The 24,216-nt window shown below is 69.1% G+C and carries 23 protein-coding genes; 16 read left to right on the top strand and 7 right to left on the bottom strand.

Annotation, left to right across the window (positions count from 1 at the left end; all coding sequences use genetic code 11):
* The first annotated feature begins 66 nt into the window (after positions 1-66).
* Together W7U_RS02465 and W7U_RS02470 are read left to right on the top strand one after the other, a co-directional pair.
* A complete protein-coding gene (locus W7U_RS02465; protein WP_008254475.1) occupies positions 67-510 on the top strand; it encodes a PPOX class F420-dependent oxidoreductase in 444 nt (147 codons plus the stop codon).
* A gap of 48 nt (positions 511-558) precedes the next feature.
* Positions 559-783, top strand: coding sequence for a DUF5302 domain-containing protein (locus W7U_RS02470; RefSeq protein ID WP_008254477.1), 225 nt, complete (start codon positions 559-561; stop codon positions 781-783).
* A 34-nt stretch (positions 784-817) separates the two neighbouring features.
* Here W7U_RS02470 and W7U_RS02475 read toward each other — a convergent pair whose 3' ends face one another.
* The gene (locus tag W7U_RS02475; RefSeq protein WP_008254478.1) at positions 818-1,351 is read right to left on the bottom strand and encodes a nuclear transport factor 2 family protein; all 534 of its coding nucleotides are present in this window, start codon (positions 1,349-1,351) and stop codon (positions 818-820) included.
* A gap of 111 nt (positions 1,352-1,462) precedes the next feature.
* Between W7U_RS02475 and W7U_RS02480 the strand changes: the two genes are divergently transcribed.
* Together W7U_RS02480 and W7U_RS25070 are read left to right on the top strand one after the other, a co-directional pair.
* Entirely contained in the window at positions 1,463-2,035 is a 573-nt protein-coding gene (locus W7U_RS02480) for an HhH-GPD-type base excision DNA repair protein (RefSeq protein WP_008254480.1), read from the top strand.
* A 28-nt stretch (positions 2,036-2,063) separates the two neighbouring features.
* Positions 2,064-2,210 carry a hypothetical protein gene (locus W7U_RS25070; RefSeq protein WP_003875447.1) on the top strand — a complete coding sequence of 49 codons (147 nt, stop codon included), beginning with the start codon at positions 2,064-2,066 and terminating at the stop codon, positions 2,208-2,210.
* A gap of 72 nt (positions 2,211-2,282) precedes the next feature.
* On the opposite strand, the gene W7U_RS02485 is transcribed toward W7U_RS25070, so the two are convergent.
* Together W7U_RS02485 and W7U_RS02490 are read right to left on the bottom strand one after the other, a co-directional pair.
* Complete coding sequence (locus W7U_RS02485; protein ID WP_008254486.1) at positions 2,283-3,344, bottom strand: hypothetical protein; 1,062 nt, start codon at positions 3,342-3,344, stop codon at positions 2,283-2,285.
* A 47-nt stretch (positions 3,345-3,391) separates the two neighbouring features.
* Positions 3,392-4,147, bottom strand: a complete 756-nt coding sequence (locus W7U_RS02490) for a hypothetical protein (protein WP_008254489.1) — start codon at positions 4,145-4,147, stop codon at positions 3,392-3,394.
* Between the two features lie 159 nt (positions 4,148-4,306).
* Between W7U_RS02490 and W7U_RS02495 the strand changes: the two genes are divergently transcribed.
* Complete coding sequence (locus W7U_RS02495) at positions 4,307-5,605, top strand: mannosyltransferase (RefSeq protein WP_036429156.1); 1,299 nt, start codon at positions 4,307-4,309, stop codon at positions 5,603-5,605.
* On the opposite strand, the gene W7U_RS02500 is transcribed toward W7U_RS02495, so the two are convergent.
* Together W7U_RS02500 and W7U_RS02505 are read right to left on the bottom strand one after the other, a co-directional pair.
* Positions 5,602-5,886, bottom strand: coding sequence for a 4a-hydroxytetrahydrobiopterin dehydratase (locus W7U_RS02500; protein WP_008254493.1), 285 nt, complete (start codon positions 5,884-5,886; stop codon positions 5,602-5,604). The two genes, W7U_RS02495 and W7U_RS02500, sit on opposite strands and share 4 nt — an antisense overlap.
* A gap of 70 nt (positions 5,887-5,956) precedes the next feature.
* Positions 5,957-6,172, bottom strand: a complete 216-nt coding sequence (locus tag W7U_RS02505) for a hypothetical protein (protein WP_008254496.1) — start codon at positions 6,170-6,172, stop codon at positions 5,957-5,959.
* A 157-nt stretch (positions 6,173-6,329) separates the two neighbouring features.
* Between W7U_RS02505 and W7U_RS02510 the strand changes: the two genes are divergently transcribed.
* The 7 genes from W7U_RS02510 to W7U_RS02540 all read left to right on the top strand — a co-directional run bounded on the left by W7U_RS02510 (position 6,330) and on the right by W7U_RS02540 (position 17,942).
* A complete protein-coding gene (locus W7U_RS02510) occupies positions 6,330-6,722 on the top strand; it encodes a (deoxy)nucleoside triphosphate pyrophosphohydrolase (RefSeq protein WP_008254498.1) in 393 nt (130 codons plus the stop codon).
* 456 nt (positions 6,723-7,178) lie between these two features.
* Positions 7,179-10,877, top strand: coding sequence for a nitrate reductase subunit alpha (locus W7U_RS02515; protein WP_008254500.1), 3,699 nt, complete (start codon positions 7,179-7,181; stop codon positions 10,875-10,877).
* A 25-nt stretch (positions 10,878-10,902) separates the two neighbouring features.
* Complete coding sequence (gene narH / locus W7U_RS02520) at positions 10,903-12,522, top strand: nitrate reductase subunit beta (RefSeq protein WP_008254502.1); 1,620 nt, start codon at positions 10,903-10,905, stop codon at positions 12,520-12,522.
* Positions 12,519-13,187: a nitrate reductase molybdenum cofactor assembly chaperone gene (narJ, locus tag W7U_RS02525; protein ID WP_008254504.1), complete on the top strand. Its 669-nt coding sequence runs from the start codon at positions 12,519-12,521 to the stop codon at positions 13,185-13,187. The genes narH and narJ overlap by 4 nt, the downstream gene beginning before the upstream one ends.
* Positions 13,180-13,914, top strand: coding sequence for a respiratory nitrate reductase subunit gamma (gene narI / locus W7U_RS02530; RefSeq protein WP_008254506.1), 735 nt, complete (start codon positions 13,180-13,182; stop codon positions 13,912-13,914). The genes narJ and narI overlap by 8 nt, the downstream gene beginning before the upstream one ends.
* 197 nt (positions 13,915-14,111) lie before the next feature.
* Positions 14,112-16,001, top strand: coding sequence for a translational GTPase TypA (gene typA, locus W7U_RS02535; protein WP_008254509.1), 1,890 nt, complete (start codon positions 14,112-14,114; stop codon positions 15,999-16,001).
* A gap of 45 nt (positions 16,002-16,046) precedes the next feature.
* Positions 16,047-17,942 carry an ABC transporter family substrate-binding protein gene (locus tag W7U_RS02540; protein WP_162143689.1) on the top strand — a complete coding sequence of 632 codons (1,896 nt, stop codon included), beginning with the start codon at positions 16,047-16,049 and terminating at the stop codon, positions 17,940-17,942.
* 6 nt (positions 17,943-17,948) lie between these two features.
* Here W7U_RS02540 and W7U_RS02545 read toward each other — a convergent pair whose 3' ends face one another.
* The gene (locus W7U_RS02545; protein ID WP_008254512.1) at positions 17,949-18,563 is read right to left on the bottom strand and encodes a TetR/AcrR family transcriptional regulator; all 615 of its coding nucleotides are present in this window, start codon (positions 18,561-18,563) and stop codon (positions 17,949-17,951) included.
* Positions 18,564-18,619: 56 nt separating this feature from the next.
* On the opposite strand from W7U_RS02545, the gene mshB reads away from it, so the two are divergent.
* From mshB to W7U_RS02565, 4 genes are all read left to right on the top strand, one after another.
* Entirely contained in the window at positions 18,620-19,534 is a 915-nt protein-coding gene (gene mshB, locus W7U_RS02550) for an N-acetyl-1-D-myo-inositol-2-amino-2-deoxy-alpha-D-glucopyranoside deacetylase (RefSeq protein ID WP_008254515.1), read from the top strand.
* Positions 19,535-19,626: 92 nt separating this feature from the next.
* Positions 19,627-20,088, top strand: coding sequence for a hypothetical protein (locus W7U_RS02555; RefSeq protein WP_008254516.1), 462 nt, complete (start codon positions 19,627-19,629; stop codon positions 20,086-20,088).
* Positions 20,089-20,256: 168 nt separating this feature from the next.
* On the top strand, positions 20,257-22,848 hold the full coding sequence (locus W7U_RS02560; RefSeq protein ID WP_162130208.1) for a bifunctional FO biosynthesis protein CofGH: 2,592 nt from the start codon (positions 20,257-20,259) through the stop codon (positions 22,846-22,848).
* 38 nt (positions 22,849-22,886) lie between these two features.
* On the top strand, positions 22,887-23,651 hold the full coding sequence (locus W7U_RS02565; protein WP_014941440.1) for a maleylpyruvate isomerase N-terminal domain-containing protein: 765 nt from the start codon (positions 22,887-22,889) through the stop codon (positions 23,649-23,651).
* Between the two features lie 24 nt (positions 23,652-23,675).
* Here the strand turns inward: W7U_RS02565 and W7U_RS02570 are convergent, their stop codons facing one another.
* A complete protein-coding gene (locus W7U_RS02570) occupies positions 23,676-24,008 on the bottom strand; it encodes a hemophore-related protein (protein ID WP_008254522.1) in 333 nt (110 codons plus the stop codon).
* Positions 24,009-24,216: the final 208 nt, after the last annotated feature.

A 24,216-nucleotide genomic window follows, 5' to 3' on the forward strand; every position in this document is an offset into this window, starting at 1 on the left:
CCACCAGCCCGGCCGGGGGACGACCATCCCGGGCCGCCCGGGCGGCGCGCGACGTAGGCTTTCGTCATGGGACGCCAAGTCTTCGACGACAAGCTGCTGGCCTTGATAAGCGGACATTCCCTCGGGGTGCTGGCCACCATCAAGCGCGACGGGCGACCGCAGCTGTCGAACGTGAGCTACCACTTCGACCCGCGCAGCATGGCGATCCAGGTGTCGATCACCGAGCCGCGCGCCAAAACGCGCAACCTGCGCCGGGACCCGCGGGCGTCGATCCTGGTCGACGCCGACGACGGCTGGTCGTACGCCGTCGCCGAGGGCACCGCCGAACTGACCCCCCCGGCGGCCGCGCCCGGCGACAGCACCGTGGAGGCGTTGATTGCCTTGTACCGCAACATCGCCGGCGAACATCCGGATTGGGACGAATACCGGCAGGCGATGGTCACCGATCGGCGGGTGCTGCTGACGTTGCCGATCTCGCACCTGTACGGCATGCCGCCCGGCATGCGGTAGCCGCGCCGCCTGCGCGCCCGCCCGTCAAACCGGGGCTAAGCTGCCCGTATGGCCGCATCGAATGCTCGGCAGGGTTCACAGTCGTCCAAGTCTTCGGGGGCTTCTGAATCGCCCGGGTCGGACGAGGACACCAAGCGCAAGTTCCGCGAAGCGCTCGACCGCAAGATGGCGAAATCCTCGACCGGATCCGACCACAAGGACGGCGCCGGCAAGCAGTCCCGGGCGCACGGCGCGGCGGGTAACCGGCGCGAGTTCCGCCGCAAGAGCGGCTGATCCCCGAGACTCGTTGGGAGACGGCCCGATTCGCCTAGCCGCTGGGCGGGCAGAACAGGCCGATCGAGGGGTCGTCTCGCCCCGGTTTGCCGCGCAGGCTTCCTCGGGTGCTGGGATGTCCGAAGTCCAGTCGGGACGGGTCGTTCTGGTAGGCCCAGTCCGCCACGATGGTGCGGCGGCTGAACTTCCAACGGCCGTCGTGCCTGGTGTACTCGTCCAGGTACCGGCCGCCGATGATGACGTCGACGTCGTGGTCGGGACCGGCGAAGGTGTGAAACACCAGGCAGTAGACCTCACCGTGGGCCTTTTCACCCGCGACCACGAAGTTCGTCGTGGTGATGTTGTGTTGGGAGACACGCACATACGGCTGCGCGGCCTGCAACTGCGCGATGAACTGTTCGACGCCCCCGGTCGAGAACTCCCCGTGCGAGTCGGTCGCGTCGGGGTGATACATCTCCCGCAGGCCTTCGTAGTCGGCGCGGTCGACGGCGCGGCAGTAGGACGTGACGAGCGCGTGCAGTTCGTCGCGGGCCAGCATCAGCTCCAATCGGGCCTCATCCACCACCACGTCACGATAACTCGACGGTTAGGGTGCTGATCGTAGGCGCGGTTTCGGTGGTTGCTGTCGCACCAACCGGTCTCGGTCGTAGGGTGTTCACCGAAAGGAAGGTCGTTGACGGTGAAACTTTGGCTGGCTCAAGATCCCGAGGCCGACGCGCTGCTGGACGAGGATCCGTTGGCCCTGCTCATCGGGATGGTCCTCGATCAGCAGGTGCCGTTCGAGACCGCCTTTTCGGGACCGAAGAAGATCGCGGACCGCATGGGCAGTTTCGGCGCTCACGAGATCGCCGAGTACGACCCGGACAAGTTCGCCGCGCTGTGCTCGGAACGACCTGCGATACACCGTTTTCCGGGATCGATGGCCAAACGTATCCAGACCCTGGCCCAGATCATCGTGGACCGCTACGACGGTGACGCCGCGGGCTTGTGGACCTCGGGTGACCCCGACGGCGAGGAGCTGCTGCGGCGCATCAAGGGGCTGCCCGGTTTCGGTGCGGCCAAGGCGCAGATCTTTCTGGCGCTGCTGGGCAAGCAGTACGGCGTGACGCCGAAGGGCTGGCGCGCGGCCGCCGGCGAGTTCGGCAAGGCGGGCACGCACATCTCCGTCGCCGATATCGTCGACGCCGAGTCGATGGGCGCGGTGCGTGCCTACAAGAAGCAGATGAAGGCGGCAGCCAAAGCGGCGAAGTAGTCGGTGCACAGAAGGGAAGGGCAGCAACGTGAAGACACACATAACGTGTCCGTGCGGCGAGGCCATTGTCGGCAAGGACGAGGACGAGCTGGTCGAACTGACCCAGGCTCATCTCGCCAGCGTTCATCCCGGCCTCGAGTACGACCGCGACGCGATCCTGTTCATGGCGTACTAAAGCGAACGCGCGTGACCCCGGTGCGGGGACACGCGCGTTCGCAGGTGGCGAAACGGTGACGGCGCTGGTGTGTTACGGCACCACCGTCGAGCCGATCGTCGGCATGAACTGGCACTGCTTTTCCTTGGTCGTGACCTGACCGAAGATCGTCGACATGATGCTGCCCGAGCCCGTGTCGGCGATCGCGCTCAGCGTCGTCGGCCCGTCCGGGTTGATGTCCGGTCGCGGCGTGAGGGCGACGGTGCCGGACTTGCCGGTGGTCAGGTTCACCCAGGTGACGTTCAACGGCAGCTTCTGCACCTCGGCGGGTCCGGGCGTGCCGACCGCGGTGAACACGTAGGCGGTCTGGCCGGGCCCCGGGCCGGGAAGCGGAATCTTGGCCGGTCCCGCGACCGACAGCGCGGTGGCGATGGCGCTGCTGCCATCGGCCAGGCAGTTGGTGCCGATCGACGGATACATGAAGTCCTGCGTGGGCGGCGTGTCGGCGCCGAATCCCGGGGCGGCCGCGGTCGGGGCGGCGTCCGGCGCGGGTGCAGGCGCCGGGGCGGCCTCCGGTGCCGGGGGCGCGGCGGCGGGCGCGGGTGGCGCCGGAATCGGCGCCGCGACGGGCACATTCGCGGGCTGAGCGGGCGCGGGCGCCGGCGCGGCGGCGGGTGCGGGCCCGGCCGCGTGCGCCGGGTCGACGCCGGCCGGCAGGTGCGCCTCGGGTGCCGGCTGGGGCGCGGGACCCGCCGCGTGCACCGGGTTGATCCCCGCCGGCAGGTGCGCCTGCACACCGGGTTCCACCCCGGTCGCCGGAACGTGTTGCACCGGGGCGGTGGGCTCTTGGACGAACTGATTCACCGCCGCCGCCACGTTTTTGGACTCGCTGGGAGCGGTCGGGCTGTGGGCGAAGGCTTGCGCCGCGGCCATGAGCAGCTGTGTAGCCTGCTGCGGGTCGCCGGCCGCCTGCTGGATGAGCGGGCTGAGCTGCGACAGGGCAGGCAGCCCCGGCAGCTGTTGGGCCGCGCTGGATTGTGGTGTCGGCTGCGGCGCCGCCGGGTCGGCTGCCGCGCTCGGGCAAAGCCCGAGCGCGGCAACCGATGCCGTGACGACAGCGGCCAAACCTTTGGACAGATTCCAAGTGGTTGCCACGGTGTCCTCCGGTTCTCAGTGGTGGGTTAGGCCGATGACGACGCTGCTCAAGGCAGGGCGGCGAGCAGCGGCGCTGCCGGTCCGGCCGGGCTGGCGGCCGGCGCGGGTGCGGCCGGAGCGGCTGGTGCCGCCGGGGTCTGGCCCGAGGCCAGCGCCGGCAGATCCTGCGGAAGCCGCACCTGCGGGGGGACGTTGACCGGAAGGCCCGCGGGCATCGCCGGCATGTTGACCTGCGCCTGCGGGATTTGCGGTGCGGGCGGCGTGGCCGGCGCGCTCGGCGCCGACAGCCCCGGGATCGCGGGCAGGCCCGGGATCGACGAGGAGGCCGGCGCGGCCGGACTCGCGGCCGCCGGCTGCGCGCCGGTCAAGCCCTGAATCATCCCCGGAATGCCGCTCGCCGCAGAGGGCGACGCCGGCGCGGCGGGCGTCGCCGACTGCGCCAGCCCCGGAATGGACGGCACCGCCGCCGGAGATGACGCGGGAGCGGCGGGGGCCGCCGGCGTCAGGCCGGGGATCGACGGGATGCCCGCCGTGGTCGCCGATGCCGGCGAGGCGGCCGCGGGAACACCCGGGAAGCTGATGCCCGGTGTGGCGGGCGCCGCGGGCGGCGTGGCGCCGAGTGCGGTCGCGAGGTTCTGCAGGATTTGCGGTGCGTTGGCCGCCGAGCTGATCAGCTGCTGCGGAATGTTCGGCACCGCCGGAGCCGGCACGGGGTCGGCGTGGGCGATACCGCCCGTCAATAGTGCTGCGGACGAACCGGCCAGGACGGCGGCTGCACGCAAGTAAGTCCAGATGGTTGGCATGACTCTCCCTGATTGATCGATTACAGGTCCCGGCGCTGAAGCTACTTTGATGCAGATGGGACTCAAGTGACACGTGTGGCATTTATTTATTCGTTACGGATACGAGTGGGAGCGGTGACCGAACGCGCGAAATGGCGCGCACTGCATAGATGTGCATGGATCTCGGGGACCGAGGGGGCAGCGCCGCATGGTCCGATCGCTAGAGTCGGGCGGATAGACACCATCTCGGCCGCCCGGGCGGCGCCCATCACCCAGCGGTTGGCGAATCGCCTTGTCGTGGCCGCGCCGATCCTGCTCATCGCGAGCGTCGCGGCGCGGCTGGCCTGGACGTACCTGGCCCCCAACGGCGCGAACTTCGTCGACCTGCACGTCTACCTCGGCGGAGCCGCCGCGATCGACCATCCCGGCACCCTGTACGGCTACGTCTACGCCGACCAGACACCGGACTTCCCGCTGCCGTTCACCTACCCACCCTTCGCGGCCGTCGTCTTCTATCCGCTGCACCTGCTGCCGTTCGGGCTCGTCGCATTCCTGTGGCAGATCGCGACCATGGCCGCCCTGTACGGCGCGATCCGGATCAGCCAGCGCCTGACGGCCACGCCAGCCGGTCCCCGCGGCCACCGACTGGCGATGGCGTGGACGGCGATCACGATCTGGATTGAGCCGCTGCGCAGCACATTCGACTACGGCCAGGTCAATGTTCTGCTCATGACCGCGGTGCTGTGGGCGGTCTACACCACGCGATGGTGGCTGTCGGGATTGTTGGTCGGAGCGGCCGCCGGAATCAAGTTGACCCCCGCCATCTCCGGGGTCTATCTGGCCGGCGCCCGGCGGTGGGGCGCGGCGGTGTTCTCGGCGGTCGTTTTCGTTGCCACCGTTGGGATTTCGGTCGTGGTCGTCGGCGACCAGACCCGCTACTACTTCACCGAACTACTGGGCGACGCTCACCGGGTGGGTCCCATCGCCACCTCGTTCAATCAATCGTGGCGCGGCGCCATCTCACGGATCCTGGGCCACGACGTCGGATTCGGGCCGCCGCTGGTGGTCGCGCTCGTCGTCACCGCGGTGCTGGCCGTCCTGGCCTGGCGCGCGCTGGACGCCGCCGATCAGCTGGGCAGGCTGATCGTGGTCGAACTGTTCGGGCTGCTGCTGTCGCCGATCTCCTGGACCCACCACTGGGTGTGGCTGTTGCCGTTGATGATCTGGGCGATCCACGGCGCGGGGCGCACGCTGCGCGGGGCGCGAATCGCCGGCTGGGGGTGGTTGGCGCTCACCCTGATCGGCGTGCCGTGGTTGCTGAGCTTCGCTCAACCGACCATCTGGCAGATCGGCCGCCCGTGGTATCTGGCCTGGGCCGGGCTGATCTACACCGTGGCGGCGGTGGCGACGCTGATCTGGATCGCGGCCACCGGCAACCGCGGCCGAGACGCCGCGCCCGGGGTACGGCCCGCCGGCTAGCTGTCGACGATCCCGTTGATGTCGCGGGCCATGTCGACATCGTTTTGGGTGATGCCACCCTCGGAGTGGGTGACGAGAGCGAAAGTCACTGTCCGCCAGCGAATATCGATGTCCGGGTGGTGGTCCTTGCTTTCCGCGTGCTCGGCGACGCGGCGCACCGCATCGATGCCGGCCAGGAAGCTTCCGAATTTGATCGAGCGGCGCAGGGCGCCGTCGGCACGCTCCCATCCGTCCAGATCGGGCAATGCGGCGTCTACTTGCTCATCCGTTAACACAGCCATGACTCGTCACCGTTCTGTTGTCCAAAATCCTTGCTACCGAGAATGTTACGGAGATCCGGGACGTCAGGACCTAGACTCCCCGCCACTGGTCGGGCTTCTGTTTGTCGCTGAGATGGCGGACGCGGGCGACGAGGGGTGAATGGCCCTGCTGCTTCGCCCAGTCGATGGCCTCCTGCTGGGTTTGGCTCTGGTGGAGCTCGCTGTCGCCGTGGTCCTCGACGACGTAGTGCGTGATCGGGTCTCCGTCGCGGCCCTTTGGTCGCGGTTCGATGAACACGTTGGGCATGGCGCTTCTCCTCACTGAGTGCGATCGGCCGACCTAGTGCATACCCAGACAACGCCGGCCTTCACAGCGCGCCGGGAATGAGTGCGCCAACCTCGGTGCCCGCCGTGGTGGCCGCGCGATAACACAGCCAGGACGCGACGGTATACCGTCACTGGCCATGCCGACCCAGATCGTCGTCGCGGGCGCCCTCATCCGCGACGCGCGCGTCTTGGTGGCACAGCGGGTACGCCCGCCGGAGCTGGCCGGGCGCTGGGAGCTGCCCGGGGGCAAGGTCGCGCCCGGTGAGACCGAGCGCGACGCGCTGGCCCGCGAGCTGGCCGAGGAGCTCGGCTTGGCGGCGGGCGACGTCGCGGTGGGCGAGCGGCTCGGCGCGGACATCGCGGTGGACGGCGGGATCACACTGCGCGCCTACCGGGTGCATTTGCTCGGCGGCCGTCCGGACGCGCGTGAGCACCGGGCCCTGCGCTGGATCACCGCCGCTGAGCTGCACGATCTCGACTGGGTGCCGGCCGACCGGGGCTGGCTTCCGGCCCTGGCCGGCGCCCTGTGAACGGCCCTGGCAACAAGTCCACAGACTTCCCGCAGCTGATGTACAGCCGCGTTGCAGGTCGCCACAGTGAACTGAAGGCAACAAAATGACTTGTAATAACGCCACACGAATCTGCCCTGGATGTGCGTGCCGATAACTAGCCAGATGGCTGTCCAGACCTTTGCCGTCCCGGCTCGGTGCCCGACCGGGAGGCCTTCGCGTGCGCGAAAACCGATGCTCATGACCCTGTTTCTCGCAGACTCAGCGCGCGCGGCGAAGGTGATCGCCCCGCGCACATCGACCTATGCTGGTGCGGTATCGCCGCCCAGCCCGCGGGCCCGAAATGTCGATGGCTGAGCCGATCCGAGCTGGTGCGGACGGGCGGCTCACGGGGCTGATCGCCGAACACAACTCAACTGGGGCCACGCACAGGGCCGGGCTACGCGGCGCGACGCTACCGACGAGGAGGAGTACTTCTTGACTGCCACACCGCACATTGGTGGAGTGCTCGAAGAGCTCTTGGAGCGCAGCGGGCGGTTCTTCACGCCGGGCGAGATCTCGGCCGACCTGCGCACCGTGACGCGGCGGGGCGGCCGCGAGGCCGACGTGTTCTACCGCGACCGGTGGAGCCACGACAAGGTGGTTCGCTCCACGCACGGCGTGAACTGCACCGGGTCCTGCTCCTGGAAGATCTACGTCAAAGACGGGATCATCACCTGGGAAACCCAGCAGACCGACTATCCGTCGGTGGGTCCGGACCGCCCCGAGTACGAGCCGCGCGGTTGCCCCCGCGGTGCGTCGTTCTCCTGGTACAGCTACTCGCCCACCCGGGTGCGCTATCCCTACGCCCGCGGCGTGCTGGTCGAGATGTACCGGGAGGCCAAGGCGCGCCTGGGTGATCCCGTGCTGGCGTGGGCCGACATCCAGGCCGACCCCGAACGCCGCCGGCGCTATCAGCGGGCGCGCGGAAAGGGCGGACTGGTCCGCGTCACCTGGGCCGAGGCCACCGAGCTGATCGCCGCCGCCCACGTGCACACCATCAAGACCTACGGCCCGGATCGGGTCGCCGGATTTTCCCCGATCCCGGCGATGTCGATGGTGTCGTATGCCGCCGGCTCGCGATTCTTCGAGCTGATCGGCGCTCCCATGACGTCGTTCTACGACTGGTACGCCGACCTCCCGGTGGCCTCACCGCAGGTGTTCGGCGACCAGACCGACGTCCCCGAATCCGGAGATTGGTGGGACGCAGCGTATTTGATGATGTGGGGCTCCAACGTGCCGATCACCCGGACCCCCGACGCGCACTGGATGGCCGAGGCGCGTTACCGCGGCACCAAGGTCGTCACCGTCAGCCCCGACTACGCCGACAACACCAAGTTCGCCGACGAGTGGATGCCGTGCGCGGCCGGCACCGACGGGGCGCTGGCCATGGCGATGGGGCACGTCATTCTCTCGGAATGCTATGTGCGAAAGCAGGTTCCGTTCTTCGTCGACTATTCGCGTCGCTACACCGATCTGCCGTTCCTGATCAAGCTGGAAGAACGCGGCGACATGCTGGTGCCGGGCAAGAACCTGACGGCGGCGGACCTGGGCGAGGCGGTTGAGAACGCGGCACTCAAGCCCGCGGTGCTGGACGAAACGACCAATTCCGTTGTGGTGCCACACGGTTCGCTGGGATTTCGGTACGGCGAATCCGGTGTCGGCAAGTGGAACCTGGACCTCGGTGACCTGGTGCCGGCGCTCAGCGTGCGCGACGCGCACCGCTCCAACGGGGAGGGCAGCACCGCGCTGGTGCACATGCCCAGCTTCGACACCGTCGACGGCGAGGGCACCACCGTGGCGCGCGGCGTCCCGGTGCGCCGCATCGGCAAGCACATGGTGTGCACCGTCTTCGACCTGATGCTCGCGCAGTATGGCGTCGCCCGCGCGGGGTTGCCCGGCGAATGGCCCACCGGCTATGACGACGCGACGCAGCAGAACACCCCGGCATGGCAGGAAGCGATCACCGGTGTGTCGGCCGCCCAAGCCATCCGCGTCGCGCGGGAATTCGCCCACAGCGCCGAGGAATCCGGCGGCCGCTCCATGATCATCATGGGCGGGGGCATCTGCCACTGGTTCCACGCCGACGCGATCTACCGCGCGGTGCTGGCGCTGCTGATGCTGACCGGGTCGATGGGCCGCAACGGGGGCGGCTGGGCCCATTATGTGGGCCAGGAAAAAGTGCGCCCGCTCACCGGATTCCACACGATGGCGATGGCCACCGACTGGGTGCGCCCGCCGCGCCAGGTGCCCGGCGCCTCGTACTGGTACGCGCACACCGACCAATGGCGCTATGACGGTTACGGCGCGGACAAGCTGTCCAGCCCGGTGGGCCGGGGCCGCTTCGCGGGCAAGCACACCATGGACCTGCTGGCGTCGTCGGTGGCCATGGGATGGAGCCCGTACTACCCGCAGTTCGACCGGTCCAGTCTGGACGTCGCCGACGAGGCGCGCGCCGCGGGTCGCGACGTCGCCGACTACGTCGCCGAGCAGCTCGGCCAGCGCGAACTCAAACTCGCGGTGACCGATCCCGACAACCCCGTCAACTGGCCCCGGGTGCTCACCGTGTGGCGCGCCAACCTGATCGGGTCGTCGGGCAAGGGGGGCGAATACTTCCTGCGCCACCTGCTGGGAACCGACTCCAACGCATCGGCGCTGCCGCCCGAGGACGGGGCGCGGCCCGTCGACGTGACGTGCGAGGGGGACATCCCCGAGGGCAAGCTCGACCTGATGATGTCGATCGACTTCCGGATGACGTCGACGACCCTGGTTTCGGATGTCGTGCTGCCGGCGGCGACCTGGTACGAAAAGTCCGACATCTCCAGCACCGACATGCACCCCTACGTGCACGCGTTCAGCGCCGCGACCGACCCGCCCTGGGAAACACGTTCGGACTTCGACGCTTTCGGCGCCATCGCCCGCGCGTTCAGCGCCATGGCCAAGGAGCATCTGGGCACCCGCACCGACGTGGTGCTCAGCGCGCTGCAGCACGACACACCCGACGCGATGGCCTATCCCGATGGCACCGAATCCGACTGGCTGCACACCGGTGCGACGCCGGTGCCGGGCCGCACCATGGGCAAGCTCACCGTGGTGGAACGTGACTACGGTGCCATCTACGACAAGTGGCTGACGCTGGGTCCGCTGGTCGACAAGTTCGGGCTGACTACCAAGGGCATCACCGTGCACCCGTTCCGGGAGGTCGAGGAGCTCGCCGCCAAGTTCGGGGTGCTCAAATCCGGTGTGGCAGCGGGCCGTCCGGCCGTGACCACCGCCGCCCGGATGGCCGACGTGCTGCTGCTGCTGTCGGGGACGACCAACGGGCGCCTGGCGGTCGAGGGTTTCCACGAGCTGGAAAAGCGCACGGGACAGCGGCTGGTGCACCTGGCCGAGGGCAGCGAGGACAAGCGCATCAGTTACGCCGACACCCAGGCGCGGCCCGTGCCCGTGGTCACCAGCCCGGAATGGTCGGGCAGCGAAACGGGCGGTCGCCGCTACGCACCGTTCACCATCAACATCGAAAACCTCAAGCCGTTCCACACCCTGACCGGGCGGATGCATTTCTATCTCGCCCACGACTGGGTCGAGGAACTCGGCGAGCACCTGCCGGTCTTCCGCCCGCCGCTGGACATGGCGCGCTTGTTCGGCGCACCGACACTCGGGCCGACCGAGGACGGAATCGGGCTCACGGTGCGATACCTGACGCCGCACTCGAAGTGGTCCTTCCACTCCACCTACCAGGACAACCTCTACATGCTCTCGTTGTCCCGCGGCGGCCCGACAATGTGGATGAGCCCCGGCGACGCAGCGAAAATCCAAGTGCGCGATAACGATTGGGTCGAGGCGGTGAACGTCAACGGCATCTACGTGTGCCGGGCGATCGTCTCGCACCGGATGCCCGACGGGGTGGTGTACGTCTACCACGTCCAGGAGCGCACCGTCGACACCCCGCGCACCGAAACCAACAACAAGCGGGGCGGCAACCACAACGCGCTCACCCGGGTGCGGATCAAGCCCAGCCACCTGGCCGGCGGCTACGGCCAGCACGCCTTCGCGTTCAACTACCTGGGACCGACCGGCAACCAGCGCGACGAGGTGACCGTCGTGCGGCGCCGCAGCCAGGAGGTGGCGTATTGATAGCCCGAGCGAAGCGAGACATCTGATGAAGGTCATGGCGCAGTTGGCGATGGTGATGAACCTCGACAAGTGCATCGGTTGCCACACCTGCTCGGTGACCTGCAAGCAGGCGTGGACCAACCGGTCCGGCACCGAATACGTGTGGTTCAACAACGTCGAAACCCGTCCCGGCCAAGGCTATCCGCGCACCTACGAGGACCAGGAGCGCTGGCGGGGCGGCTGGATTCGCGACAAGAAGGGCCGGCTGCGGCTGCGCGACGGCGGCCGCATCCAGAAGCTGCTGCGCATCTTCGCCAACCCGAAGCTGCCCGTCATCGGCGACTACTACGAACCGTGGACCTACGACTACGAGAACCTGACCACGGCTCCCGCGGGTGACACGTTCCCGACCGCCGCGCCCCGAAGCGCGATCAGCGGTGAGCCGATGAAGGTTTCGTGGGGGCCGAACTGGGATGACAACCTGGCCGGCTCGTCGGAGATCCTGGCCGGGGACCCGATCCTGAAGAAGGTCAACGAGGAGATCAAGCTCAAGCTCGAAGAGACCTTCATGTTCTACCTGCCCCGGATCTGCGAGCACTGCCTCAACCCCTCCTGTGTGGCGTCGTGCCCGTCGGGCGCGATGTACAAGCGCAGCGAGGACGGCATCGTGCTGGTGGACCAGGACCGCTGCCGCGGCTGGCGGATGTGCGTGTCCGGATGTCCTTACAAGAAGGTCTATTTCAACCACAAGACGGGCAAAGCCGAGAAGTGCACGCTGTGCTATCCGCGCATGGAGGTCGGCCTGCCGACGATCTGCTCGGAGACCTGCGTGGGCCGGCTGCGCTACCTCGGGGTGGTGCTCTACGACGCCGACCGGGTGCTGGAAGCGGCGTCGGTGGAAAAAGACACCGATCTCTATCGGGCGCAGTGCGAGATCCTGCTGGACCCTAACGATCCGAACGTCATCGCCGGTGCCCGGGCCGAGGGCATCCCCGACGAGTGGATCGAGGCCGCGCAGCGTTCCCCGATCTACGCGCTGATCCACACCTACCAGGTGGCGTTGCCGCTGCACCCGGAATACCGCACCATGCCGATGGTTTGGTACATCCCGCCGCTGTCGCCGGTGGTCGACGCGGTCAGCCGTGACGGGCACGACGGGGAGGACATCGGCAACCTGTTCGGCGCGCTGGACGCGCTGCGCATCCCGATGCAATATCTCGCCGAACTGTTCACCGCCGGCGACACCGCCGTCGTGGAAGGGGTGCTGCGGCGGCTGGCGGCGATGCGCTCCTACATGCGCGACATCAACCTCGGCCGCGACACCCAGCCGCACATCCCGCATTCGGTCGGCATGACCGAAGAGCAGATCTACGAGATGTACCGGCTGCTCGCCATCGCGAAATACGAAGAGCGCTACGTGATTCCGACGGCGTTCGCCCCGCAGGCCCGCGAGCTCGAGGAGATGGGCTGTTCGTTGACGGGCGAGGGCGGCCCGGGCATGTACGAATCCGAACCGATACCGGTGTCGGTGGAAACCTTCCACGCGCTCCAGCGCGGCGGCTCCGCGGAAGCAGAACCCGCTCACGCCCGGCCGCGGGTGAACCTGCTCAATTGGGACGGCGGCCAGGTGCCCGCGGGAATGTTCCCCGAGGAGCAGAAGCGGTGAGGTTGCTGTCCGCGCTCCGGGAGCGTTCCACCGGCCGGGCGATGCAGGACCGCCTGGTGTGGCAGGCGGCGTCGCTGCTGCTGGCCTATCCGGACGACGGGTTCACCGAACGCCTGGACGCCGTCGACGAAATCCTCGGCCACATCAGCGGTCCCGCGGCGACGCTCCTCGGGCAGACGGTCGCGGCGCTGCGTGCCCGTGAGCCGATGGCCGCGGCGATGGACTACGTCGCGACGTTCGATATGCGCCGGCGCGCCACCATGTATCTGACGTACTGGACCGCGGGGGACACCCGCAACCGCGGACGGGAGATGCTGGCGTTCGCCACCGCCTACCGCGAGGCGGGTGCGCAGCCACCGAGCGGCGAGGCGCCCGATCATCTGGCCGTGGTGCTCGAATTCGCCGCCACCGTCGACCCGGAGGCCGGACGGCGGCTGCTGACCCAGCACCGCGTGCCGATCGACGTGCTGCGCGGCGCCCTGGCCGACGCCGAGTCACCGTACGAGCCGGTCGTGGCGGCGATCTGCGAGACCCTGCCGGCGGCCACCGATCAGGAGGTGCGCCGCGCCGAGCGACTGGCGCAGGCCGGCCCGCCCGCCGAAGCCGTTGGGCTGCAACCGTTTACCTTGACCGTGCCACCCCGCAAAGGAACGCCAGGTGTTTAGCAACGTCCTGTTCTGGGATATCGCCCCGTACGTCACGCTGTCGGTCCTGATCGTCGGGACCTGGTGGCGCTACCGCTACGACAAGTTCGGCTGGACCTCACGGTCCTCGCAGATCTACGAGTCGCGACTGCTCAGCATCGCCAGCCCCATCTTCCATTTCGGCATCCTGGCGGTCTTCGCCGGACACGTGGTGGGGCTGTTCATCCCGCCGAAGGTCACGCAGCTGATGAAGATGAGCGACCACGTCTACCACATGCAGGCGGTCATCGCCGGCTCGATCGCCGGCGTCGCGACGCTCGTCGGGATCGGGCTACTCGTCTACCGGCGGTTCACCCGCCCCGCCGTGTCCATGGCCACCACCCGCAGCGACAAGGTGATGTATCTGGTGCTGGTGCTGGCGATCGTGGTGGGCCTGTACTGCGACCTGATCGGCACCGGCCCGCACGGCGGCGAATTCCACTACCGCTACACGGTCGGTTTGTGGTTCCGCCGGATCTGGATACTGCAGCCGCACGGCGAGGTGATGATCAACGCGCCGCTGGACTACCAGCTGCACGCGTTGATCGGCATGGTGCTGTTCACGCTGTGGCCGTTCACCCGGCTGGTGCACGTGTTCAGTGCCCCGGTCGTCTACCTGTTCCGGCCCTACATCGTCTATCGCAGCCGCGAGGCGACCGGCAAGGGCCAACAACTGGTGGGCACGGCGCCGCGCCGCCGGGGCTGGTAGCCGACGGCCAAGGCGCGCGCAGGCCCCGCCTCGCCGTTCGGTGTGCAACGTCGGCGCTGGTTGTGAAGCCACGCCGGCGACACGCCGATCCGTCGCGCCGCAAGCGCACACTCAACGCCGCTGACGCACACTCAAACGCCGCCGGCCGGCGACCTGCCAGTTCGCTTTGAAAGGCCCCCGCTGCCACAATCTCCGACGTGTCATTTCGCAACGTCGCCATCGTCGCCCACGTCGACCACGGCAAGACCACCCTGGTTGACGCGATGCTGCGGCAGTCGGGCGCGCTGCACCACCGCGGTGACGACACCCAGGAACGCATCATGGACAGCGGTGACCTCGAGAAGGAAAAGGGCATCACCATCCTGGCCAAGAACACCGCGGTACACCGTCATCACCCGGACGGCAGCGTCACGGTGATCAACGTGATCGACACCCCCGGCCACGCCGATTTCGGCGGGGAAGTCGAGCGCGGGCTGTCTATGGTGGACGGGGTGTTGCTGCTCGTCGACGCGTCCGAGGGCCCGTTGCCGCAGACGCGGTTCGTGCTGCGCAAGGCGTTGGCCGCCCACCTGCCGGTGATCCTGGTCGTCAACAAGACCGACCGGCCCGACGCGCGCATCGCCGAGGTCGTCGACGCCAGCCACGACCTGCTGCTCGACGTCGCGTCGGACCTGGACGACGAGGCCGCCGCGGCGGCCGAGCACGCCCTGGGCCTGCCGACGCTGTACGCGTCGGGGCGCGCGGGCATCGCCAGCACCGAGCAGCCCGCCGACGGCGAGGTGCCCGCCGGCGAGAACCTCGACCCGCTCTTCGACGTGCTGATGGAACACATCCCGGCGCCGTCGGGCGACCCCGAGGCCCCGCTGCAGGCGCTGGTCACCAACCTCGACGCGTCGGCGTTCCTCGGCCGGCTCGCCCTGATCCGCATCTACAACGGCAAGCTGCGCAAGGGCCAGCAGGTCGCCTGGATGCGCGAGGTCGACGGGCTGCCCGTCATCACCAGCGCCAAGATCACCGAGCTGCTGGCGACCGAAGGCGTCGAGCGCAGCGCCACCGACGAGGCCGTCGCCGGCGACATCGTCGCGGTGGCCGGGATTCCCGAGATCATGATCGGCGACACCCTGGCCGATCCCGACCACGCCCACGCGCTGCCGCGCATCACCGTCGACGAGCCCGCGATCTCGGTGACGATCGGCACCAACACCTCGCCGCTGGCGGGCAAGGTCTCCGGCCACAAGCTGACCGCGCGCATGGTCCGCGGCCGGCTGGACGCCGAGCTGGTCGGCAACGTGTCGATCCGCGTCGTCGACATCGACCGGCCCGACGCCTGGGAGGTGCAGGGCCGCGGCGAGCTCGCCCTGGCCGTGCTGGTCGAGCAGATGCGCCGGGAGGGCTTCGAACTCACGGTCGGCAAGCCGCAGGTGGTGACGCGCACGATCGACGGCAAGCTGCACGAGCCCTTCGAGGCGATGACGATCGACTGCCCCGACGAGTTCGTCGGCGCCATCACCCAGCTGATGGCCGCCCGCAAGGGCCGCATGGAGGAGATGACCAACCACGCGGCGGGCTGGGTCCGGATGGACTTCATCGTGCCCAGCCGCGGGCTGATCGGCTTCCGCACCGACTTCCTCACGCTGACCCGCGGCACCGGCATCGCCAACGCCGTGTTCGACGGGTACCGCCCCTGGGCGGGGGAGATCCGGGCCCGCCACACCGGGTCGCTGGTGTCCGACCGCGCGGGCACCATCACGCCGTTCGCGATGATCCAGCTCGCCGACCGGGGCCAGTTCTTCGTCGAGCCCGGCCAGGACACCTACGAGGGCATGGTCGTCGGAATCAATCCGCGCGCAGAGGATCTCGACATCAACGTCACCCGCGAGAAGAAGCTGACCAACATGCGGTCGTCCACCGCCGATGTCATCGAGACGTTGGCCAAGCCGCTCGAGCTCGACCTCGAACAGGCCATGGAATTCTGCGCGCAAGACGAATGCGTCGAGGTGACCCCGGAGATCGTGCGGGTGCGCAAGGTCGAGCTGGACGCCACCGCCCGAGCGCGCAGCCGGTCGCGCGCCAAGGCCCGGAGCTGACCTTCGGTGGTCGGCCGGGCCGCCGCGCGGCTGCTCGCTACCCTGATCAGCGTGCCGAGACGCGTCCGCCGCTTGATCATGGTGCTCGGCGGCCTCGTCTCGTTGGTCGGGCTGGTGGTTTCGGCGTGCACGGTCAATCCGCCGCCGGCGCCGCAGAGCACCGACACGCCGCACAACTCGGTGCCGCCGCCGCCCCGGGTCAGCGAGATCATCATGGGCATCGACTCGATCGGCGCGGGCTTCAATCCGCACCTGCTGTCCGACCTGTCCCCGGTGAACGCGGCGATCAGCGCGTTGGTGTTGCCCAGCGCCTTTCGGCCGGTTCCGGACACCGCCGCGCCCACGGGCTCGCGCTGGGAGATGGACCCGACGCTGTTGGTGTCCGCCGACGTGACCAGCCAGAACCCGTTCACGGTGACCTACAAGATCCGGCCGGAGGCGCAGTGGACCGACAACGCCCCGATTGCCGCCGACGACTTCTGGTACCTGTGGCGCCAGATGGTCAGCCAGCCCGGGGTCGTCGACCCGGCCGGGTATGACCTCATCACCGGCGTGCAGTCGCTGGAGGGCGGCAAGCAGGCGGTGGTGACCTTCGCCCAGCCGTATCCGGCGTGGAAGGAGTTGTTCAGCAACATCCTTCCGGCGCACATCGTCAAGGACGTGCCCGGCGGATTCGCGGCCGGGCTGGCCCGGGCCCTTCCGGTCACGGGCGGGCAGTTCCGGGTGGAGAGCATCGACCCGCAGCGCGACGAGATCCTGGTCGCCCGCAACGACCGTTACTGGGGGCCGCCGGCCAAACCCGCGCTCATCCTCTTCCGGCGCGCGGGGGCGCCCGCCGCCCTGGCCGACTCCGTGCGCAACGGCGACACCCAGGTGGCCCAGGTCCATGGCGGCTCGGCGGCCTTCGCGCAGCTGTCCGCCATTCCCGACGTCCGCACGGCCCGGATCGTGACGCCGCGGGTCATGCAGCTCACGCTGCGGGCCAACGAGCCCAAACTGTCTGACACGCAAGTCCGTAAGGCGATCCTGGGGTTGCTCGACGTCGACCTGCTCGCCGCCGTCGGCGCGGGCAGCGACAACACGGTCACGCTGGATCAGGCCCAGATCCGCGCGCCGAGCGACCCCGGCTACGAGCCGACCGCGCCGCCGGCGATGACGACGGCGGCCGCGCTGAGCCTGCTGCAGGGGGCCGGATACCGGGTCGAACCCAACACGTCGGCTTCCCCCGCGCCGACCCCGGCGAACACCGGGCCGCCCGAGGTCATCCGCGGCCGGATCAGCAAGGACGGCCAACAGCTGTCGCTGGCGATCGGGGTGGCGGCCAACGACCCGACCTCGGTGGCGGTCGCCAACACCGCCGCCGACCAGTTGCGCAACGTCGGCATCGCCGCGACCGTGCTGGCGCTGGACCCCGTCACCCTCTACCGCGACGCGCTGAACGACGGCCGCGTGGACGCGATCGTCGGCTGGCATCAGGCCGGCGGCAACCTGGCCACCCGGCTCGCCTCCCGCTACGGCTGTCCCGCGCTGCAATCGACCCAGGTCCCGTCCACCGGCGAGACGACGCCGGTCTCGTCCGCTCCCGCCGGGCCCCCGCCGTCGACCGGGCCAGGCACCACGACCGCGACACCGACGTCGGCGCCCCCACCCAGCCGCCCCGCGGATCCCAACGCCCTGGTGCAGGCGCCGTCGAACCTCACCGGCATCTGCGATCGCAGCGTCCAGTCGAACATCGACGCCGCCCTCAACGGCACCAAGAGCATCAACGACGTCATCACCGCCGTCGAACCGCGGCTGTGGAACATGTCCACGGTGCTGCCGATCCTGCAGGACACCACGATCGTCGCGGCCGGACCGAGCGTGCAGAACGTCAGCCTGTCCGGAGCGGTTCCGGTCGGCATCGTCGGCGACGCCGGCCAGTGGATCAAGACCGGGCCGTAACCGCCCTCAGTCGGCGGGCGGGCGCGACGCCCGCGGCGGGATCACGGTGTCGACGATGAGGGCCAGCTCGCGCCGGTTCGGCGGCGACCCGTTCAGCAGGAAGTGCTGGTTGATCAGCGCCGAGCCGATCCGGGCGGTCAGCGGCGTGATGGCCGTCGGATCGAGGTCGCCGTCGTCCACGGCGGCCTGCAGGATCGATTCGACGATTTGCAGGCGCGGGCGCACCACGGCATCGGCGAAGATGGCCCGCATCTCGGGTTCGTGCAGGAGCTGATGGATGACGTCCAAACTGGGGAAGGCGGTCTTTCCGGCCAGCAGGTCACGCTGGGCGGTGAACATCGCCAGCAGGTTCTCCCGGGCCGAGCGGCCGGACCGCAGCTCGGGCACCGGTGGCAGCGCGAAAACCAAAGCGGCGTGCACCAGCTCGCACTTGGTGTCCCAGCGCCGGTAGAGCGCGGCCTTGCCGGTGTGGGCGCGCGCCGCGATCCCCTCCATGGTCAGGCTCCCGTACCCGACTTCGGTCAGTTCGGCCAGGGTGGCCTCGTAGAGGGCGCGTTCGAGGACCTCGCCTCGCCGGCGGCTCCGGCTGCCGGTCCGGTCTGCGTCCGTGAGCTGAGGCATTTCTTGATAGTAGCCGTGCGCGTTCCTATCTGCTGCTTGTCGGTAGGGTGCCGACCATGCCTGAGACGCCGCGGCTGCTGTTCGTCCACGCACATCCCGACGACGAAAGCCTCGGCACCGGCGCCACCATCGCCCACTACGCCGCCCGCGGCGCCGACGTCCGCGTGGTCACCTGCACGCTCGGCGAGGAGGGCGAGGTGATCGGCGATCGGTGGGCCGAACTCGCCGTCGATCGCGCCGACCAGCTCGGCGGCTACCGGATTGGCGAATTGACCGCCGCGTTGCGGGCGCTCGGGGTCGGTGGACCCCGCTATCTCGGCGGCGCGGGCCGGTGGCGCGATTCGGGCATGCGCGGCACCCCCACGCGGCACCGGCAACGATTCATCGACGCCGACGAGCGCGAGACCGTCGGCGCGCTGGTGGCCCTGATCCGCGAGCAGCGCCCCCACGTCGTCGTCACCTACGACCCGGCCGGCGGCTATGGCCATCCCGATCACGTGCACGCGCACACGGTGACGACGGCGGCCGTAGCGGCGGCCGGCTCGTCGGGCGGCGCTGCCACGTTTCCCGGCGAGCCGTGGGCCGTGCCGAAGTTCTACTGGTCGGTCTTTTCCACCCGGGCGTTCGAGGCCGGCCTGGCCGCGCTGACGCCCGAGGATCTGCGGCCGGAGTGGTCGCTCCCGTCCGAAGAGGAGTTCACGTTCGGATACGACGACGGCGACATCGACGCCGTCGTCGAGACCGATGAGGATGCGCTGGCCGCCAAGCGGGCGGCGCTCGCGGCGCACGCCACCCAAGTGGTGGTCGGGCCCACCGGTCGCGCCTGCGCCCTGTCCAACAACGTGGCCCTGCCGATCGTGGGGGAGGAGCACTACGTCCTGGCCGCCGGCGACGCGGGGGAGCGCGACGGGCGTGGCTGGGAGACGGATCTGCTCGCAGGGCTCGATCTGACCGCGACCCGTACGCGGTAGGCTGCCAAACAGGCAGCCACGGAAGGAATTCGCATGGACCCCGACCTGGACCCTAATCAGCAGCACTGGCAGGACCGGCTCGACAGCCTGCAGTGGGTTATCGGCTCGATACTCTCCAACATCGACAGCGTTCCGACCTGACCGACACCCAGCCTCGCGTCGCGTCCGTCGAGGACGGCGGCGCCACAGACCCCGCGATCCGTTTCGTTGTCCTGTCCCTCCTGGCGGTCGATGGGGTTCTGTCCGCACTAGCCGGGGCCCTGCTGCTGCCTTTCTATATCGGGACGGTTCCGTTTCCCCTCAGCGGATTGATTTCCGGGCTGGTCAACGCGGCCCTGGTGTGGGCCGCGGGGCGGTGGACCCGGTCACCCCGGTTGGCGGCGCTGCCGCTGTGGACGTGGTTGCTGACGGTGGCGGTGATCAGCATGGGCGGACCGGCCGACGACGTCATCCTGGGTGGTCGCGGCCTGATGGCCTACGGGGCCCTGCTGCTGTTGGTGCTCGGCGTCGTGCCGCCGGTCTGGGTGCTGTGGCGGCGCGGCCGCGGCGGTTGATCTCGGCCTGTGGCGAGTGGACATTTCGGCCGGGATGTCGCCCGCTTGCGCCTACGGGCGTGGGTCTACTGTTGACTGTTGCCCATACGGGACCCGCCATGGGTGTCACGAATTCACATGTTGGGACGCACGGATGAAAATCGATCGTGGGGAAGTTACACCAAGGTGCTGTTGACTCCGGGCGAGGAGCCTACCGCTTTGCCTGATCCACCGATTCCGGCGAAGGCCAGTGCGTCGAGGGCCGACGCGTCGGCGCTGCGACGGGTATTGCGGCGGGCCCGAGATGGCGTTGCACTCAACGTCGACGAGGCGGCGCTCGCGATGACCGCGCGCGGCGCGGATCTGGCCGACCTGTGCGCGAGTGCGGCGCGGGTGCGCGACGCGGGCCTGGAGTCGGCCGGACGGCGCGGCCCCGGCGGCGGGCTGCCGATCACGTACTCCCGCAAGGTCTTTATCCCGGTCACCCATCTGTGCCGCGACACCTGTCATTACTGCACCTTCGTCACCGTGCCCGGCAAGCTGCGCGCCCAGGGCGCCGGCATGTACCTCGAACCCGACGAGATCCTCGACATCGCCCGCCGCGGCGGCGAACTCGGTTGCAAGGAAGCGCTATTCACGCTGGGGGATCGGCCGGAGGATCGGTGGCCGGAGGCGCGTGAGTGGCTCGGTCAACGGGGCTACGATTCGACGCTGTCCTACGTGCGGGCGATGGCGATCCGGGTGCTCGAGGAAACCGGGTTGTTGCCGCACTTGAACCCCGGCGTGATGAGTTGGTCGGAAATGGCCCGCCTCAAGCCGGTGGCGCCGTCGATGGGCATGATGCTCGAGACGACCTCGCGGCGGCTGTTCGAGACGAAAGGGCTTGCGCACTACGGCAGCCCGGACAAAGATCCGGCGGTCCGGTTGCGCGCCTTGACCGATGCGGGCCGGCTGTCGATTCCGTTCACCACCGGCCTGCTGGTCGGCATCGGCGAGACACTCGCCGAACGCGCCGACACCTTGCACGCGATCCGCAAGTCGCACAAGGAGTTCGGCCATGTGCAAGAGGTGATCGTGCAGAACTTCCGGGCCAAGGAACACACCGCCATGGCCGCGGTCCCCGACGCCGGCATCGAGGATTACCTGGCGACGGTGGCGGTGGCGCGGCTGGTGCTCGGCCCGGGGATGCGTATCCAGGCGCCGCCGAACCTGGTCTCGCGCGAGGAGTGCCTGGCGCTGGTCGGCGCCGGAGTCGACGACTGGGGCGGTGTCTCGCCGCTGACGCCCGACCACGTCAACCCGGAGCGGCCGTGGCCGGCCCTGGACGAATTGGCCGCCGTCACCGCCGAAGCCGGTTACGAGCTGGTCCAGCGGCTGACCGCGCAACCCAAATACGTGCAGGGCGGCGCGGCCTGGATCGACCCGCGGGTGTCCGGACACGTGGCGGCGCTGGCCGACCCGGCGACCGGCCTGGCCCGTGACGTCAACCCGGTCGGGTTGCCGTGGCAGGAGCCCGACGACGTCGGTTCGGTGGGCCGGGTCGACCTCAACGCGGCGATCGACAGCGAGGGCCGCAACACCGAAACCCGCAGCGATATCGACAGCGCGTTCGGCGACTGGGAATCGATCCGGGCGCACGTCCACGAGCTGGCCGCGCAGGGCGCCACAGCGCCAGAACGCCTGGACACCGACGTGCTTGCCGCGCTGCGCTCCGCGGAACGCGACCCCGCCGGGTGCAGCGACAACGAATACCTGTCACTGGCCACCGCCGACGGTCCCGCGCTGGAAGCGGTTGCCGCACTGGCGGATTCGTTACGCCGCGACACCGTCGGTGACGACGTGACGTTCGTGGTCAACCGCAACATCAACTTCACCAACATCTGCTACACCGGCTGCCGGTTCTGCGCGTTCGCGCAGCGCAAGGGCGACGCCGACGCGTATTCGCTGTCCACCGACGAGGTCGCCGACCGCGCCTGGGAGGCGCACGTCGAGGGCGCCACCGAGGTGTGCATGCAGGGCGGCATCGACCCCGAGCTGCCGGTCACCGGCTACGCCGACCTGGTCCGGGCCGTCAAGGCGCGGGTGCCGTCGATGCACGTGCACGCGTTCTCTCCGATGGAGATCGCCAACGGTGTGACCAAGAGCGGGTTGAGCGTTCGCGACTGGCTGACCAGCCTGCGCGAGGCGGGCCTGGACACCATCCCGGGCACCGCCGCCGAAATCCTGGACGACGAGGTGCGCTGGGTGCTGACCAAGGGCAAGTTGCCGACGTCGATGTGGATCGAGATCGTCACCACCGCGCACGAGGTCGGGCTGCGGTCGTCATCGACGATGATGTACGGCCACGTCGACAGCCCGCGCCACTGGGTGGGCCATCTCAACGTGCTGCGCGACATCCAGGACCGCACCGGCGGTTTCACCGAGTTCGTGCCGCTACCGTTCGTGCACCAGAGTTCGCCGCTGTATCTGGCCGGCGCGGCCCGGCCCGGACCCACCCATCGCGACAACCGAGCCGTACACGCGCTGGCGCGAATCATGTTGCACGGCCGCATCTCCCAGATCCAGACCAGCTGGGTCAAGCTCGGTGTCGAGCGCACGCAGGTGATGCTCAACGGCGGCGCCAACGACCTGGGCGGCACGCTGATGGAGGAAACCATCTCGCGCATGGCCGGTTCGGAACACGGGTCGGCCAAGACGGTCGCCGAGCTGACCGCGATCGCCGAGGGCATCGGGCGACCGGCGCGCCAGCGCACCACCGACTACACACCGTTGGCCGCCTGACCGCTTGCCGGGCGGGCGCGACGGGTATACCCGACACCGTGACGCGACGAGTTGACGACGACCGGTTCCCGGAGTGGCGGCCATTCGCGGATGCCGTGCAACGGCACGGCCCGGACGCCGGAACCTGGTGTGAGGCCTGGACGGTGCGCGACATCGTCGTCCATCAGGCCGGAAACGCCGAGGAACTCGCCCGGGTGCTCGGCGGCCACCTCGCCGGCCAGCCGGTGGCCACCCGCGGGTTCGAGGAGCGCGAGGGCCCGTTGCGCGCCTTGAACGACGCGGACCTGTGGGACGCGCTGCTGGACCGGATGGCCGCCCTCGGTGACGTCGCGGAGGCGGCCGAAGGGGTGCCCGCCGACACCGACGTCGCCTGGACCGGCCGCACCATGAAGGTGCCGTGGTTCGCCGAGCACATGCGCGAAGAGCTCGTCCTGCACAGCTGGGACATCACCGGCGACGAGCCCGCGGCCCAGGCGAGGCTGGCCGAACCGTGGATGACGACGCACAGCGTGCTCGCCGTTGGCAAGCCGCTGCTGGCCAAAGGCGCCAGACAGCTGGAGGTCGGCGAGCGGATCGACGCCCGGCTGCGGGCCGAGGGCACCGACGACATCGTTCTGACGGCCGGCGCGGATCAGGTCACCATCGGGTTCGCCGAGCCGGACGGCCCGGCGACCCTGGATACCGATGCGGCCGCGCGGGTGCTGCTGCTGTGGGGGCGCAGGCCCGCCGACCCGTCACGCATTCGCAGCCGCGTCGGACCGGAAACATTGGGACGCGTGCGCCGCCTGCTCGGCGGCTACTGAACCGCTTCGTGCGAAGCGATCGGCTCAGTAGTTGTTACAGGTGACCGCGACCTGGTTGATCGTGTTGTAGTACTTCTGCGCCGCCGGCATGGCCTGGATCTGCTGGGCCATCTGCTCGCGCTTGGGCGGCGGCGCTGCCAGGAAGTTGCGGATGTAGGACTGCGCCACGGGCGACGAGTTCAACTGCTGGGCAGCTGCCGGGTCGGTCGCGTTGAGCGCCGCAATCACCTGTCCGTAGTTACAGGTGGTGTTGATGATCGCGTCCGTGGGGTCGGCGGAAGCGATCCCGGCCGCGGCGGTCAACGCCACTGCCGCGCTGCCAACCGCAACGCCCAATTTGCTCAACGACACCCTCATGTGTGGACACCTTCCCCAGTTAATGCACCGCTCTTACGGCGAGAAAATCTGCCCAGCGGTTGCCGTCCTTCCGATGAGATTACCAGGCCCCGCGAGCGTGCTTGCAACGCAACAGATACCGAAGCCTACCCCGGGGCCGAGACTCTGCGCAGGTCAGCGCGTTGGTCGTAGTGTTCGCCCTTGGCGAAACGGGGGCCGCGTGCGGGCC

This window comes from Mycobacterium sp. H4Y (assembly GCF_000364405.1).
GTDB lineage: Bacteria > Actinomycetota > Actinomycetes > Mycobacteriales > Mycobacteriaceae > Mycobacterium > Mycobacterium intracellulare.